Origin of the sequence: Reichenbachiella sp. (genome assembly GCF_033344935.1) — a bacterium.
Lineage (GTDB): Bacteria > Bacteroidota > Bacteroidia > Cytophagales > Cyclobacteriaceae > Reichenbachiella.
The window spans coordinates 2499853-2513685 of record NZ_JAWPMM010000001.1; the positions used below are offsets into that span (position 1 = coordinate 2499853).

General features: G+C 40.1%; 16 protein-coding genes. All 16 read left to right on the forward strand.

All coding sequences use genetic code 11. From position 1 onward, the window contains the following. Positions 1 to 45 precede the first annotated feature (45 nt). The 16 genes from R8N23_RS10895 (at position 46) to R8N23_RS10970 (ending at position 13786) form a co-directional block, all read left to right on the forward strand. Positions 46 to 678: a DUF4136 domain-containing protein gene (locus R8N23_RS10895; protein WP_318171628.1), complete on the forward strand. Its 633-nt coding sequence runs from the start codon at positions 46 to 48 to the stop codon at positions 676 to 678. 94 nt (positions 679 to 772) lie between these two features. Further along, positions 773 to 1543 (forward strand): 5'/3'-nucleotidase SurE, encoded by a 771-nt coding sequence (surE, locus tag R8N23_RS10900; protein WP_318171629.1) that lies wholly within the window; start codon positions 773 to 775, stop codon positions 1541 to 1543. Between the two features lie 107 nt (positions 1544 to 1650). Beyond that, positions 1651 to 2007 (forward strand): 30S ribosomal protein S6, encoded by a 357-nt coding sequence (gene rpsF, locus R8N23_RS10905; RefSeq protein ID WP_084370701.1) that lies wholly within the window; start codon positions 1651 to 1653, stop codon positions 2005 to 2007. Further along, positions 2004 to 2255 carry a 30S ribosomal protein S18 gene (gene rpsR / locus R8N23_RS10910; protein WP_263050496.1) on the forward strand — a complete coding sequence of 84 codons (252 nt, stop codon included), beginning with the start codon at positions 2004 to 2006 and terminating at the stop codon, positions 2253 to 2255. Before rpsF ends, rpsR begins: the two co-directional genes overlap by 4 nt. A gap of 9 nt (positions 2256 to 2264) precedes the next feature. Next, the gene (gene rplI / locus R8N23_RS10915) at positions 2265 to 2708 is read left to right on the forward strand and encodes a 50S ribosomal protein L9 (protein ID WP_318171630.1); all 444 of its coding nucleotides are present in this window, start codon (positions 2265 to 2267) and stop codon (positions 2706 to 2708) included. A gap of 73 nt (positions 2709 to 2781) precedes the next feature. Then, positions 2782 to 3759 carry a GSCFA domain-containing protein gene (locus tag R8N23_RS10920; RefSeq protein ID WP_318171631.1) on the forward strand — a complete coding sequence of 326 codons (978 nt, stop codon included), beginning with the start codon at positions 2782 to 2784 and terminating at the stop codon, positions 3757 to 3759. A 294-nt stretch (positions 3760 to 4053) separates the two neighbouring features. Next, positions 4054 to 4680 (forward strand): GNAT family N-acetyltransferase, encoded by a 627-nt coding sequence (locus tag R8N23_RS10925; protein ID WP_318171632.1) that lies wholly within the window; start codon positions 4054 to 4056, stop codon positions 4678 to 4680. Then, positions 4677 to 5861 (forward strand): argininosuccinate synthase, encoded by a 1185-nt coding sequence (gene argG / locus R8N23_RS10930; protein WP_318171633.1) that lies wholly within the window; start codon positions 4677 to 4679, stop codon positions 5859 to 5861. The genes R8N23_RS10925 and argG overlap by 4 nt, the downstream gene beginning before the upstream one ends. After that, positions 5858 to 6823, forward strand: coding sequence for an N-acetyl-gamma-glutamyl-phosphate reductase (argC, locus tag R8N23_RS10935; RefSeq protein WP_318171634.1), 966 nt, complete (start codon positions 5858 to 5860; stop codon positions 6821 to 6823). The genes argG and argC overlap by 4 nt, the downstream gene beginning before the upstream one ends. A 36-nt stretch (positions 6824 to 6859) precedes the next feature. After that, a complete protein-coding gene (gene proC / locus R8N23_RS10940; protein ID WP_318171635.1) occupies positions 6860 to 7666 on the forward strand; it encodes a pyrroline-5-carboxylate reductase in 807 nt (268 codons plus the stop codon). Positions 7667 to 7668: 2 nt separating this feature from the next. Continuing rightward, entirely contained in the window at positions 7669 to 8796 is a 1128-nt protein-coding gene (locus tag R8N23_RS10945; RefSeq protein ID WP_318171636.1) for an aspartate aminotransferase family protein, read from the forward strand. Next, complete coding sequence (locus R8N23_RS10950) at positions 8790 to 9734, forward strand: N-acetylornithine carbamoyltransferase (RefSeq protein ID WP_412071666.1); 945 nt, start codon at positions 8790 to 8792, stop codon at positions 9732 to 9734. Before R8N23_RS10945 ends, R8N23_RS10950 begins: the two co-directional genes overlap by 7 nt. After that, positions 9734 to 10516, forward strand: coding sequence for an acetylglutamate kinase (argB, locus tag R8N23_RS10955; protein ID WP_318171638.1), 783 nt, complete (start codon positions 9734 to 9736; stop codon positions 10514 to 10516). Before R8N23_RS10950 ends, argB begins: the two co-directional genes overlap by 1 nt. Beyond that, complete coding sequence (locus R8N23_RS10960) at positions 10504 to 11583, forward strand: M20 family metallo-hydrolase (protein ID WP_318171639.1); 1080 nt, start codon at positions 10504 to 10506, stop codon at positions 11581 to 11583. The genes argB and R8N23_RS10960 overlap by 13 nt, the downstream gene beginning before the upstream one ends. A gap of 143 nt (positions 11584 to 11726) precedes the next feature. Next, on the forward strand, positions 11727 to 13061 hold the full coding sequence (gene argH / locus R8N23_RS10965) for an argininosuccinate lyase (RefSeq protein WP_318171640.1): 1335 nt from the start codon (positions 11727 to 11729) through the stop codon (positions 13059 to 13061). Positions 13062 to 13234: 173 nt separating this feature from the next. Next, positions 13235 to 13786, forward strand: coding sequence for an REP-associated tyrosine transposase (locus R8N23_RS10970; RefSeq protein ID WP_318171641.1), 552 nt, complete (start codon positions 13235 to 13237; stop codon positions 13784 to 13786). Positions 13787 to 13833 lie beyond the last annotated feature (47 nt).

Here is a 13833-nt window from a genome sequence, read left to right on the forward strand (position 1 = left end):
TTATTGTAATTGTAGTGATGCTTCAATTGTAAATCAAAAAAACCAATGATAAGAGCATATTCAACACAACTCAAAAATTATTTATTAATTGGCACAATGATCCTCTTAGGGAGCTGCCTCTCACAAAAAGATTTTATTACAGATTCTGATTATAGTTATGGGGGTAAGTTCAAGAAGTATCGAACTTATAACTTCATGACAAGTCCTGAGAATGATACGCTTTTTCATCGTGAAATCCTTGAAAAAACCATTTCTTCAAGAATGGGAGCGCAAGGATATTTCAAGCAAACAAAAAAGCCGGACTTATTGGTGATGTATAAAATATTTTACGATGATTTTTCATTGCGAGGTTATAATCAACCTCACTTTGAGAGTTGGGTAAATAATGATCAAGCCTTGGAGGGTTCAAAGAAAGATAATGATTCATCTGATGATTTTTTCGAAGATGAGGAGGTCGAGGGCGAAGAGTATAGAGTTAGTAATTACGAAATGAACGATGGTACCTTGCTTGTAGTGTTTTTTGATCGCAAGAAGAAACAGACCGTTTGGCAAGGATATGCCTCGGGTGTGTTTTCAAGAGATAATAAAGATTCAAGAAAGAATATTAAGGTGGCTACATCGAAAATATTTAATGAGTTTAGATTGATCGCAGATGGCTATGTCATCAAAGGTGGTTGATTTTTAATAAGCTTTGAGAAATGTTAAGGACCCAATGGAAATTGGGTCTTTTTTTTCGCTTTATTTGTTGATCTAAAAGAAAGAATAAAAATTTATGTCTGCACCGCTAATTTTAATATCTAATGACGATGGTATCACTTCAAAGGGAATACGAAAGTTGGTTGACCTCATGTCACAACTTGGCGAGGTGGTAGTAGTAGCACCCGATGGGCCTCAGTCTGGAATGGGACATGCGATTACAGTTGGTGATACTTTGAGATTGACTAAGACTGATATTTTTGATGATATCCAGGCTTATAAATGTTCTGGAACACCAGCGGATTGCATCAAATTAGCTAAGCACGAAGTGTTAAAAGGCAGGAAGGTTGACTTGGTAGTTAGTGGAATCAATCATGGCTCCAACACCAGTATTAGTGTACTTTATTCCGGCACGATGTCAGCTGCTATAGAAGGTGCCATTGAAGGAACTCCTGCGATTGGATTTTCATTGTGTGATTTTAGCTGGCACGCTGACTTTTCACATGTAGATGAGTTTGTATTGAAAATTGCTAATGAAGCATTGCAGCATGGTTTGCCCGAAGGAATTGCGTTGAATGTGAATATCCCGCCTAAGCAGAACGAAAACATCAAAGGAATCAAAGTTGCTCGACAAGCAAATGCCCGATGGGAGGAGGAGTTTGACAAACGTAGAGATCCGCACGGTAGAGACTATTATTGGATGGTGGGTAATTTTGTAAATCATGACAAAGGAGAGGATAACGATGAATGGGCTATTGCCAATAACTACATCTCTATCGTTCCTTGCCAGTTTGACCTGACAGGCCACCACGCCTTCAGTCATTTGAATGAAAAGTGGGATTTGTAAGAGAGTATAAAGTTTAAAAGTGAAAAGTCTTTTTACTTTAATGCTTTTCACTTTCAACTCATTTACCTACTTTTGCACTTCAAAATTTTTAAACTAAATATTTCATAATGAAAAATTACGAGACGGTATTCATTTTAACTCCCGTTTTGTCTGATGATCAGATGAAGGATGCTGTCGGTAAGTTTAAGAAGGTACTAGTTGACAATGGTGCGAAAATCATCAATGAAGAGAACTGGGGCCTTAAGAAATTAGCTTATCCGATTCAGCACAAAAAAACAGGGTTTTATCAATTGTTCGAGTTTGAAGCAGAAGAGACAATCGTTGACGCGCTTGAGACTGAGTACAGAAGAGACGAGAAAATCTTGAGATTCTTAACTACTGCTTTGGACAAGCATGCATTGGCTTACAATGTGAAGAGAAAGAGCGGTGCATTTAACAAAAAGAAAGAGGAGGCAAAATCATGACATTAGTAAACGAGCCAATAAATAGAGCCGATCAGAAGAAGAAATACTGTAGGTTCAAGAAGAACGGTATCAAGTACATTGATTACAAAGACGCCAACTTCCTTTTGAAATTCGTAAACGAACAAGGTAAGATTTTACCAAGAAGATTGACTGGTACTAGCCAGAAATTCCAAGGTAAAGTTTCTCAAGCGATCAAAAGAGCGAGACATATTGCTTTGTTGCCTTACGTTACTGATTCACTTAAATAAGACAAGGACATGGAAATTATATTGAAAGAAGATATCAAAGGCCTTGGATATAAGAACGATACAGTAGATGTAAAGCCAGGGTACGGAAGAAACTATTTGATTCCTCAAGGATTTGCCATCATTGCAAGCGTTTCTAACAAGAAGATGATTGCTGAAAACATCAGGCAAGCAGCTCACAAAGCGGAGAAGCTTAGACAAGATGCTGAAGATTTGGCTAAGTCTATAGGGGAAGTTGTTTTGGAAATCAAAACTAAAGCTGGTGAAAGCGGTAAAATTTTCGGTGCTATTACTGCATTGCAAGTTTCAGATGCTTTGGCTGCCAAAGGTTTCGAAATTGACAGAAAGAAAATTAGCTTTAATACACAAGTGAAAAACGTTGGAGAATACAAAGTGTCTTTGGACTTGCACAAAGAAGTTCAGCACGATGTAAACATCAATGTAGTAGCTGAGTAATTATAATAAGCTCAAGATATAGAAAGCGATGCTAGCGATAGTGTCGCTTTTTTTATTGCCTTATCTTTGATCTATGGTTATTCACAACGCAAATAACTTCCGGACCGAATTCCACCCGAAGCCTTCACATCTTCAGATGGGCTTTGATACTCAATTGTTGACCATCGGATCGTGCTTTTCAGAAAACATAGGAGCAAAACTACAAAGCGGTAAGATTCCTGTTTTGGTTAATCCATTAGGAACGGTTTATAATCCAATCTCCATCTTTAAACTCCTGAGCAATGATCCCTTAGATGACGATAAGTTCGTTGAAGTGGGAGGGCTGTGGTATCATTTGGACTTTCATTCTCAGTTTTCAGGAAGGGATAAAAAAACACTGGAGACCGTACTGAAACTTAAGCTTAAGGAGCTATCGGATTATTTGAATCAAGCGCAAATTGTCTTCATTACACTAGGCACCTCCTATGTATATGAATGGGCAGAAAACGGCTCAGTTGTGGCTAATTGTCATAAAATATCACAAAAAAAGTTTACCAAGAGACTGCTAAGTCTGGAAGAAATGAAGGGAGCTTTTGAGCAATTGAAAACAAAATTGATTCAATTAAATCCTTCACTACAGTTTGTGTTTACTGTGAGCCCTGTGCGACATATCAAAGATGGAATTGTCGAAAACCAATTAAGTAAATCATTGCTAAGAGTGCTGTGTCATGAGTTGACTCAAGATAGTCAGGTGAGCTATTTTCCAGCTTATGAAATGATGATGGATGACCTGCGTGATTATCGCTTTTATAAGACAGATATGATCCATCCTAGTGAAATGGCCGAAGAATATATCTGGGAAAAATTCCAACAAACCTACTTTTCAGATCAGACCAAAAAAGTACTTAAAGAGTGGGGTAAAATTAAGGCGGCATTAGCTCACCGACCTTTCAATATTGAGTCAGAAAATCATCAAAAATTTCTGAGGGAACAAGTGAAAAAATTAGATGTCTTCTCTGAATATTTTGATATCGAAGAGGAGAGAGTATTTCTTCAAAATCAGTTAATCTAATTGTAGCCGTTGCAAATCATTCAATAAATGGTTAATATTTTGGATGATCTCTAAATATTCAGGGATTTATTAAAAATCGAAACAAAAGCTTGCGCTTTCAATAATACTTTCTCTTTCTTTGTATCACAAGGATGAACAACACGCAAGTACATATCGCATTCATCGCTGCTACTCCTGCTCCAAGGAGGAACAACAGGCCCGTAGGGGTCTGCTAATACTGGGTTACCTATGCGGTAACCCCAATTCCAACATTATTTCAAAATATTTTATTTAAACCATTAAAGTTCATTGGTTATGAACGTGGATGTGCAATACGCAACCATAGAGCATATCAAGTATGCTCAGGAAATTTGTGATCTAATAGAGTCTGCTGCTAAAGCACGTGGAACTGGTATCGCAAAAAGAGAACCTGAATATGTCCGTAAGAAGATTGAATCAGGTCAGGCGGTTATCGCAAGCTACGCCGGCGAGTTGGCAGGTTTTTGTTATATAGAAACTTGGCAAAACAAACAGTATGTAGCCAATTCTGGCTTAGTAGTAAGTGAAAAATTTCGAAACATTGGATTGGCCAAAAAAATCAAAAAGAAGATTTTGGAGTTGTCGCAGGAGAAATTTCCTGGTACCAAATTGTTTGGAATCACGACTAGTTTGGCTGTTCTAAAAATCAACTATGAATTAGGTTATCGTCCGGTCACCTTCTCAGAACTGACCACAGATGACGCCTTTTGGAATGGCTGTAAGAGCTGTCCTAACCATGATATTTTGGAGCGAAACAATCGAGCCAATTGTCTGTGTACTGGTATGCTCTTCGATGAGAAATCTCAAGTAAAAGAAACTGAAAAACCGAAAGGTGTAATTGCCAAGCGATTCCAGCGCTTGACAAATTTTAAGAACAAACGAAAATTGAATAAGAAGAAATGAGTGGTAAGAAAGTAGTATTGGCATTTAGTGGCGGTTTGGATACAACCTATTGTGCATTCTATCTTAAAGATCAGGGACTGGATGTCCATACGGTAATAGTAAACACAGGTGGTTTTTCAGAAGAAGAACTAAAGGAAACCAAAAAGAGAGCGATGTCTTATGGAGTAGACTCGCATAAGTGTCTGGAGGAAACTTCGAATTTCTACGAAAAGTGTTTGAAGTACTTGATTTATGGCAATGTATTGAAAAATAATACTTACCCATTATCTGTAAGTGCTGAAAGAGCATTCCAGGCATTAGCAATTGCTAAATACGCCAAGTCTGTCGGTGCAAAATATATTGCTCATGGTAGTACTGGCGCTGGAAATGATCAGGTTAGATTTGATTTGATCTTTCAAATCATATGTCCAGATATTGAAATCATCACTCCAATACGAGATAACAAATTATCACGTCAAGAGGAGATTGATTACCTAGCGACCAAAGGCGTGAATATCTCTTGGGAGAAAGCTAAATACTCGATCAACAAAGGCCTTTGGGGTACTTCTGTAGGAGGTGACGAGACTTTGACTTCTAATTTGGGCTTGCCAGAAAGTGCTTTCCCAAGTCAAGTAGAAAAAGATGGATCTGAAGTAGTTGAACTTCAATTTGAAAAAGGAGAGTTTGTTGGCTTGAATGGTCAGAAACTCGATTCGGTGGATGCTATTTTCAAATTGAATGATTTGGCCTCAAAATATGGAATCGGACGTGATGTACATGTAGGTGATACCATCATTGGTATCAAAGGTCGAGTGGGATTTGAAGCGGCAGCGCCTGTGATTATTCTCAAATCACACCACACGTTAGAAAAACATGTGTTGACTAAATGGCAACAGCATTGGAAAGAACAATTAGCGAACTGGTACGGCATGTTGCTGCATGAAGGACAATTCTTAGACCCAGTGATGCGTGATATCGAAGTGTTTCTTGAAAACACACAGCAAAACGTGACTGGAACTGTGACGGTGAAATTGGCTCCTTATCGTTTTGAAGTGGTGGGAATTACTTCAGATAAAGACTTGATGAAATCAGAGTTTGGTCAGTATGGAGAAATGAATAATGGCTGGTCTGGTGAAGATGTTAAAGGCTTTACCAAAATATTGGCTAACCAATCAAAAATTTATAATTCGATCAATTCATGATTAAGGTAGGAGTAGTAGGGGGAGCAGGGTATACTGCTGGAGAATTGTTGAGAATATTGGCCAATCATCCAAAGGTGGAAATCACTTGTGTACAAAGCTCAAGTAACGCTGGGAAACCAATTCATAGCGTGCATAAGGATTTGATAGGTGATGTGGAAGGTGACTTCTCTTCTGAATTTAATTTGAATGTAGATGTCATATTCATCTGTTCAGGTCATGGAAAGACGCAAGAGTTTTTAGACAGTCATAAAGTGCCAGCGGATGTAAAAATCATTGACTTAAGTAATGATTTCCGGTTGGAAGCAAAAGGCAATGATTTTGTTTACGGATTGCCGGAGTTGAACTTGAAAGCCATCAAATCGGCCAAGCATTTAGCAAATCCAGGTTGTTTTGCTACAGCGATTCAGTTGGGCATATTGCCACTAGCTGCACAGGGTGTGTTAACAGAGGATGTGCATGTGAATGCAGTTACCGGATCAACAGGCGCAGGCCAAAACCCAAGCCGTACCACACACTTTAGTTGGAGAAATAATAATGTCTCTATCTACAAAGCATTTAGTCATCAGCATTTAGGAGAGATCAATCAGTCAGTGAAGCAGCTGCAAAATGATTTCGCTCATGACATCAAGTTTTTACCTGTTCGAGGCAATTTCCCCAAAGGGATTTTTGCAAGCCTTTACACGACAGTAAAAGCAAGTGAGCAAGAAGTAGTGGGTTGGTACAAAGAGTTTTATAAGGAAGCAGCTTTTGTGCATGTGCTGGACGAAGCACCAGATATGAAGCAAGTGGTAAATACCAACAAGTGTTTGATTCATGTTGAAAAACATGGAGATACGGTATTGATCACCTCTGTGATCGATAATCTGATAAAAGGTGCATCTGGTCAGGCAGTTCAAAACATGAATCTCATGTTTGGACTGGACCAAAAAGAAGGCTTAAGATTAAAGAGCAGCGGCTTTTGATCTGATGTCTAACTACTAATTACTAAATTCTAAAAAATGAAAATTGCATTGATAGGCGTGGGAAACTTGGGATTCTCCATTGCTCAGGGTATTGCAGAGCAGACAGGGTTTCATGTAGACCAATTGACGCTCACGAAGCGAAATGTAACAGGTCTCGCTGAGAAATTCGATAGCAACAAAGTGAAAGTCACTTCGAGCAATATTGAAGCGGTTCAGCAATCTGATATCATTATTTTGGCCATTCAGCCTGGTCAAATCAATAGTGTCCTCAATGAAATCAAGGGTGTTTTATTAGAAGGTAGACACGTATTGATTTCTACCGTTACTGGACGTGCTATTGCAGATATCGAAGCAGTGATCAAAAAGGATATTGCTGTGATTCGAAGTATGCCGAATACCGCTATTTCTGTGGGACAGTCGATGACTTGCCTCAGTGCTAATGAGCAGGGTAAGGAGCAAATGAAGATTGCACAACAAATCTTTGATGCCTTAGGCCAGTCATTGGTGATCGAAGAAAATATGATGCAGGCCGCAACGGTTATTTGTGCCAGTGGTATTGCCTTTTGGATGCGCTTGATACGTGCCACTACACAAGGTGCGATACAATTAGGGTTTGATGCGCCAGAGGCTAAAAACATGGCTACACAAGCGTGTATGGGAGCAGCTAGCTTGTTGCTCAACTCCAACAGTCATCCGGAAGAAGAAATTGATAAGGTAACTACTCCACGTGGTTGCACCATTTCAGGGCTGAATGAAATGGAACATGAAGGTATGAGTTCTGCTTTGATCAAAGGCTTGATGAAATCTTACGACAAAATTTCAGACATCATTTCAGAGAAGTAAACATGGAAAATTATAAAGTATACCCTGTTTTTGATATCCATGTGGTGAAGGCCGAAGGTGCCTATGTTTGGGATGATCATGGAACTAAATATTTGGATATGTATGGTGGGCATGCCGTAATATCAATTGGTCATTCGCACCCAAAGTATGTTTCAAATATCACTAAACAGGTGCAGCAAATTGGTTTCTACTCTAATTCAATCAAAATTCCCATTCAGGATGAATTAGCACTAGAGCTGGGAGAACTTTCAGGTTTGCCAGACTATAGTCTCTTTCTGTGTAACTCAGGGGCAGAGGCTAATGAGAACGCATTGAAACTGGCTTCATTCGAAACAGGAAGAAAAAAAGTATTGGGATTCAAAAAAGGATTTCACGGTCGTACGTCATTGGCTGTAGCGGTAACTGATAATGCCAAAATTCAGGCGCCGGTCAATCCAACAGATCATATTGATTTGTTTGAGTTGAATGACTTGGATTCAGTAAAAGAGGCATTGAAAACTAAAGAGTATGCGGCTGTCATCATAGAAGGTATTCAGGGTATAGGAGGTATTTACAAGCCTACGAATGAGTTTTTAATTGCCTTAGAGCAACTCTGTAAGAAGACGGGGACCATGTTGATTTTGGATGAAATTCAATCAGGCTATGGTCGCTCAGGAAAATTCTTCGCCTTCCAATATGCCGGTATTCAGCCTGATTTAGTGACCGTTGCTAAAGGCATGGGCAATGGCTTTCCTATTGGTGGAGTATTGATTGCCCCTCGATTTGAAGCTACTTATGGACAACTAGGAACTACTTTCGGCGGCAACCACCTCGCATGTGCAGCTGCATTGGCTGTTTTAGATGTGATCAAAGAAGAGGGATTAATCCACAATGCTGCTGAGATGGGTGAATACATCAAAGCGCAATTGGAAGGAATAGATGCCATCAAAGAGATCAGAGGAAAGGGGCTTCTTTTAGGATTGGAGTTTGAAGAGCCAGTTAAGGAAATACGAAGCCGATTACTGACCGAATATAAAATATTTACAGGCGCGGCTACTAGCCCAAATGTCTTACGATTATTACCCCCGATGGGAATTGGAAAACAAGAAGCTGACACTTTTGTGAATGCTCTAAAAGAAATATTATCATGAACTTTTGCTCAATAAACGATGTGGATGATCCCCAAGGGTGGGTGGATGAAGCATTGGCACTTAAAAAAGAAATAGAGACCTACGGTCCTAAAGTATATACAGGCAAGTCTATCTGCTTGCTGTTTTTCAACCCTAGTTTGAGGACAAGATTGAGTATGCAAAAAGCAGCATTCAACTTGGGGATTCAATCCTTCATTTTCAACCTAAACCAAGAAGGTTGGCAGTTGGAATTCGAAGATGGCACCGTAATGAATGGCTATACCAGTGAGCATATCAAAGAAGCGGCTGGCGTGTTGAGTAGTTATTTTGACGCCGTGGGCGTGCGTTCTTTTGCTTCCTTGAGCAATAAAGAAGATGATTATACAGAAAAGGTATTCAATCAGTTTGTGAAACACTGTACAGTGCCTGTGATCAATATGGAATCAGCTACTTTGCACCCATTGCAGTCGCTTGCAGATATGATTACGATCAAAGAGTTTGCACAAGTGAAAAAGCCTAAAGTAGTGCTCTCTTGGGCGCCTCATCCGAAAGCTTTGCCTCAGGCTGTAGCCAATTCATTTTCACAATGGGCTGGTCAAATGGATTATGATTTTGTGGTGACCCATCCGGAAGGGTATGAATTGGCTCCTGAGTTTATGCAAGGTGCCACTTTAGAATATGATCAGAAGAAAGCTTTTGAAGGGGCAGACTTTATTTATGCTAAGAATTGGTCTTCGTATGAGGAGTATGGTCAGATTTTGTCGCAAGACAAAAAGTGGATGATCGATAAAGTGAAAATGAACTTGACGAATAATGCGAAATTCATGCATTGTCTGCCTGTGCGAAGAAATGTGATTGTGTCGGATGAAGTGATAGACAGTGAAAATTCTATCGTGATGCAGCAAGCGGCACATCGTGTGACATCCGCGAATTTGGTACTTAGAAAACTAATAGGGTAATGGAGAAACTGACGGTAGTAAAGATTGGTGGAAAGGTCATCAACGAAGAAGCAGCTCTGGATGGTTTCTTGAAGAAATTTACCAAAATAGAGGGGAAGAAAATCCTGGTACATGGCGGTGGAAATATCGCTTCTGAATGGCAACGAAAAATGGGCATCGAACCTAAGATGATCGAAGGTCGTCGGATCACTGACAAAGACGCGATTGAGGTGGTGACCATGATCTTCTCAGGGTTAAACAAAAAGATTGTAGCGAAACTGCAAGGGCTTGATACTCAAGCCTTGGGATTGTCTGGCGCAGACCTAAACTTGATAAAATCGCATAAGCGAATGAATCTTGTAATTGATTATGGTTATGTTGGTGATATTGAGAAAGTTAATGGCGATATGTTAAATTTATTAATCAATCTAAATGTCACGCCTGTGGTGTGTGCATTGACTCATGATAACAAAGGGCAATTGCTCAATACCAATGCAGATACGATCGCTGCAGCCTTGGCTACCGGGATGTCAGAAACCCATGAAGTGGATTTGGTTTACTGCTTCGAACAACCAGGTGTGTTGAGTGATTTTGAAAGCAAAACCGTCATTCCGAAGATCGGAAAAAAGGACTATGATGGGTTGAAAAAGAATGGTACCATCAGTGATGGTATGATACCTAAAATCGATAATGCATTTGATGCGATTGATGCTGGTGTGGAGCAGGTGAAAATCTGTCATTTCGATGCAATCGACACCGTACAATCTGACGAGTATTCAGGTACTTTGATATGTCAAAAATAAGCGACACATACGACCCAGAAACTCAAGATGCTGTAGAGCTTCTTTCAGGAATGATCGAAATTCAATCGTTCAGTAGAGAGGAAGAAGAAGTGGCTGATTTTGTAGAATCCTATTTTAAAGAAAAACAATTGTCGCCGCAGCGGTCAGGAAACAATCTATGGTTGAAGTCCAAGTATTGGGATGATGCTAAACCAACGATTTTACTCAATTCTCACATCGACACAGTAAAGCCAGCTGCTTCTTATACGCTGGATCCATTCCAAGCGCAGGTCATAGATGGAAAGCTTTATGGATTAGGAAGTAATGACGCTGGTGGTCCGTTGGTTTGTTTGATGCAGGCCTTTTTGCATTATCAAGATCAGGAACAGTTGCCGTACAACCTAATAATAGCAGCCACAGCCGAAGAAGAAATATCTGGAGCCAATGGTGTAGCCTCGATTTTACCTGAATTGGGAAGAGTAGACTTGGCTATAGTTGGCGAGCCTACACTTATGGATATGGCTGTAGCAGAAAAGGGATTGGTAGTTTTGGATTGTGAAGCCAGAGGTGTAAGTGGACATGCCGCAAGAGACGAGGGAGAGAATGCCATCTACAAAGCTTTGATTGAAATAGAAAAGTTGAAGAATTTTCAATTTGAAAAGGAGTCCGCCTATTTGGGACCAATAAAGAAAACAGTGACATTGATTGAGGCGGGCGCTCAGCACAATGTCGTGCCTGATAGCTGTAAGTTTGTAGTAGATGTACGCACGACGGATGCCTACACTAATGCAGAGACGGTAAAAATCATCGACGAACTAATGGATGTGGATGTGAAACCACGTTCGATTCGTTTAAACTCATCAGGTCTTTCGCAAGATCACCCTATCGTGAAGCGTGGGGAGTCTTTAGGGATGAAGAAATATGGTTCGCCGACTTTGTCGGATCAAGCACTGATGCCGTTTGATACGATCAAGATTGGGCCTGGCGACTCTGCTCGTTCGCATACAGCAGATGAGTATATTGGGATTGACGAGATAGAGAATGGCATTAAAGGATATATAGCATTGTTGAAGGATTTGAAATTGTAACTGTCTCTCATATTACGTCATTGCGAATCCCGTAAGAACGGGGTGAAGCAATCTTGAAATTTCGATTCGAAATCAAACTTTAAGATCACTTCGCTTTGCTCGTGATGACGGACATAAATAAAGGAGAACTTGAATAAAAAAACATGAAACTCTGGGATAAAGGAACAAACGAAGTATCGAAAGAAATAGAAACCTACACCGTAGGCCGCGATCGTGAGTTGGATTTACTATTGGCGCCTTTTGATGTGTATGGCTCCATGGCACATGCTACCATGCTGGAGAGTATAGACCTGCTGACCAAATCAGAATTGGATCAGTTACTGTCAGAACTGAAGAATATCCTTGATGTAATCAAAGCGGGTGAGTTTGTGATTGAAGATGGTATTGAAGATGTTCACTCTCAAGTAGAGTTGCTATTAACAAGAAAACTTGGAGACATCGGTAAAAAGATTCACAGTGGACGTTCTAGAAACGATCAGGTTTTAGTCGATTTGCGTTTGTTTATCCGTGAGGAGATTAGAATCATCACAGAGTTGGTTGAGGAGTTGTTCCACACGCTCAATGGCTTAAGTAAAAAGCACAAAGACATTCTCATTCCCGGCTATACACATTTGCAAGTGGCTATGCCTTCGTCTTTTGGACTATGGTTTGGCGCGTATGCAGAAAGTCTAACGGATGATTTACAGCTGCTTCTAGCGGCTTATAAGATCGCCAATCAGAATCCGCTAGGTTCTGGCGCAGGTTATGGTTCGTCTTTTCCATTGGATCGTAAAATGACCACTGAGTTGTTGGGCTTTGAAGATTTGAGCTACAATGTCGTATATGCACAAATGAGCCGTGGCAAGGTAGAGAAGTCTGTGGCATTTGCTATGAGTAGTATCGCCGCTACGATGTCTCGCATGAGTATGGATATCTGTCTATACAACTCGCAGAACTTTGGCTTCTTGAAGCTTCCGGTAGAAATGACTACAGGGTCGAGCATCATGCCGCACAAAAAGAACCCGGATGTATTCGAACTCATCCGTGCCAAGATGAACAAGTTGCAGTCGTTGTCCAACGAAGTAACACTCATTACGACCAATTTGCCCTCTGGATATCACCGGGATATGCAAACGATCAAAGAGACTTTCTTACCTGCTTTCGCAGAATTGAAATCTACGCTAGAGGTCTGCACTTTTGCTATGAAAAACATCGAGGTGAAGTCAGATATTATTGACGACCCGAAGTACAACGACTTGTTTAGCGTGGAAGAAGTGAACCGTCTGGTAAATGAAGGCGTACCTTTTCGAGATGCCTATATCCAAGTGGGCAAAGCCATCGAAGAGGGTGGAAGCACACTCAACAAGTCAGTAAATCATACGCACTTGGGTAGTATTGGTAATCCTGCTAATGATGAAATAGAAGCGAAACTGACCAATGTCTTAAAAGGGTTTGGGTTTGAAAAGGCTGAAATGGCAATTGGGAAGTTGGTAAAGTAAACCCGAAAAATCGACGTCATCGCGAGCGCAGCGCGGCGATCCCTTGTAGATTATCTTCAGTCGGGAAAAGTTGCATGTTCTTTTAAGTCTTCAGAAGGGAGACTTGAAAGTAAGGAATGAAAACGAGTGTCTTCGACACGGCGCAAGAAGCAAGATCTCCATATATTTGAGATATGTCTGCTTATAAATTTAATGATCCGCTTGGCATGTACTTCGTGACTTTCACAGTTGTGGAGTGGGTGGATGTGTTCACAAGAGATGATTATCGGCTGATCATGGTTGATAGTTTGAAATATTGCCAGACTGAGAAAGGGCTAATCATTCATGCTTGGGTATTAATGTCTAACCACCTTCATTTGATCATATCAAGAAAGGAAGATGGAGAAGCATTATCAGATATTGTAAGAGATTTTAAGAAATTTACATCATCAAAAATCATCAAATCAATTAAAGAAAATACAGGGGAAAGTAGGAAGAATTGGATGTTGTGGATTTTTGAGTCAGCAGGAAGAAAAAACAGTAATAATAAAAATTATCAATTTTGGAGACAGGACAATCACGCAGAGCAATTGGTCTCTAATAAGTTCATGGATCAGAAACTGGGTTATATTCACAACAATCCAGTAGAAGCGAGATTAACTGATGAGCCAGAGCACTATTTTTACTCCAGCGCAAAATGTTACGCTGGCCAAAAAGGCTTGTTGGAGATTTCGATAATCGCATAAGAAAAGCCGTGTCAGAGACACTAGATATCATTCAGGTTTTAAGTGAT

Bases quoted from the DNA above. Each gene is read 5' to 3' on its own strand.
- R8N23_RS10895 (WP_318171628.1), top strand. From the start codon at position 46: ATGATAAGAGCATATTCAACACAACTCAAAAATTATTTATTAATTGGC.
- surE (WP_318171629.1), top strand. From the start codon at position 773: ATGTCTGCACCGCTAATTTTAATATCTAATGACGATGGTATCACTTCA.
- rpsF (WP_084370701.1), top strand. From the start codon at position 1,651: ATGAAAAATTACGAGACGGTATTCATTTTAACTCCCGTTTTGTCTGAT.
- rpsR (WP_263050496.1), top strand. From the start codon at position 2,004: ATGACATTAGTAAACGAGCCAATAAATAGAGCCGATCAGAAGAAGAAA.
- rplI (WP_318171630.1), top strand. From the start codon at position 2,265: ATGGAAATTATATTGAAAGAAGATATCAAAGGCCTTGGATATAAGAAC.
- R8N23_RS10920 (WP_318171631.1), top strand. From the start codon at position 2,782: ATGGTTATTCACAACGCAAATAACTTCCGGACCGAATTCCACCCGAAG.
- R8N23_RS10925 (WP_318171632.1), top strand. From the start codon at position 4,054: ATGAACGTGGATGTGCAATACGCAACCATAGAGCATATCAAGTATGCT.
- argG (WP_318171633.1), top strand. From the start codon at position 4,677: ATGAGTGGTAAGAAAGTAGTATTGGCATTTAGTGGCGGTTTGGATACA.
- argC (WP_318171634.1), top strand. From the start codon at position 5,858: ATGATTAAGGTAGGAGTAGTAGGGGGAGCAGGGTATACTGCTGGAGAA.
- proC (WP_318171635.1), top strand. From the start codon at position 6,860: ATGAAAATTGCATTGATAGGCGTGGGAAACTTGGGATTCTCCATTGCT.
- R8N23_RS10945 (WP_318171636.1), top strand. From the start codon at position 7,669: ATGGAAAATTATAAAGTATACCCTGTTTTTGATATCCATGTGGTGAAG.
- argB (WP_318171638.1), top strand. From the start codon at position 9,734: ATGGAGAAACTGACGGTAGTAAAGATTGGTGGAAAGGTCATCAACGAA.
- R8N23_RS10960 (WP_318171639.1), top strand. From the start codon at position 10,504: ATGTCAAAAATAAGCGACACATACGACCCAGAAACTCAAGATGCTGTA.
- argH (WP_318171640.1), top strand. From the start codon at position 11,727: ATGAAACTCTGGGATAAAGGAACAAACGAAGTATCGAAAGAAATAGAA.
- R8N23_RS10970 (WP_318171641.1), top strand. From the start codon at position 13,235: ATGTCTGCTTATAAATTTAATGATCCGCTTGGCATGTACTTCGTGACT.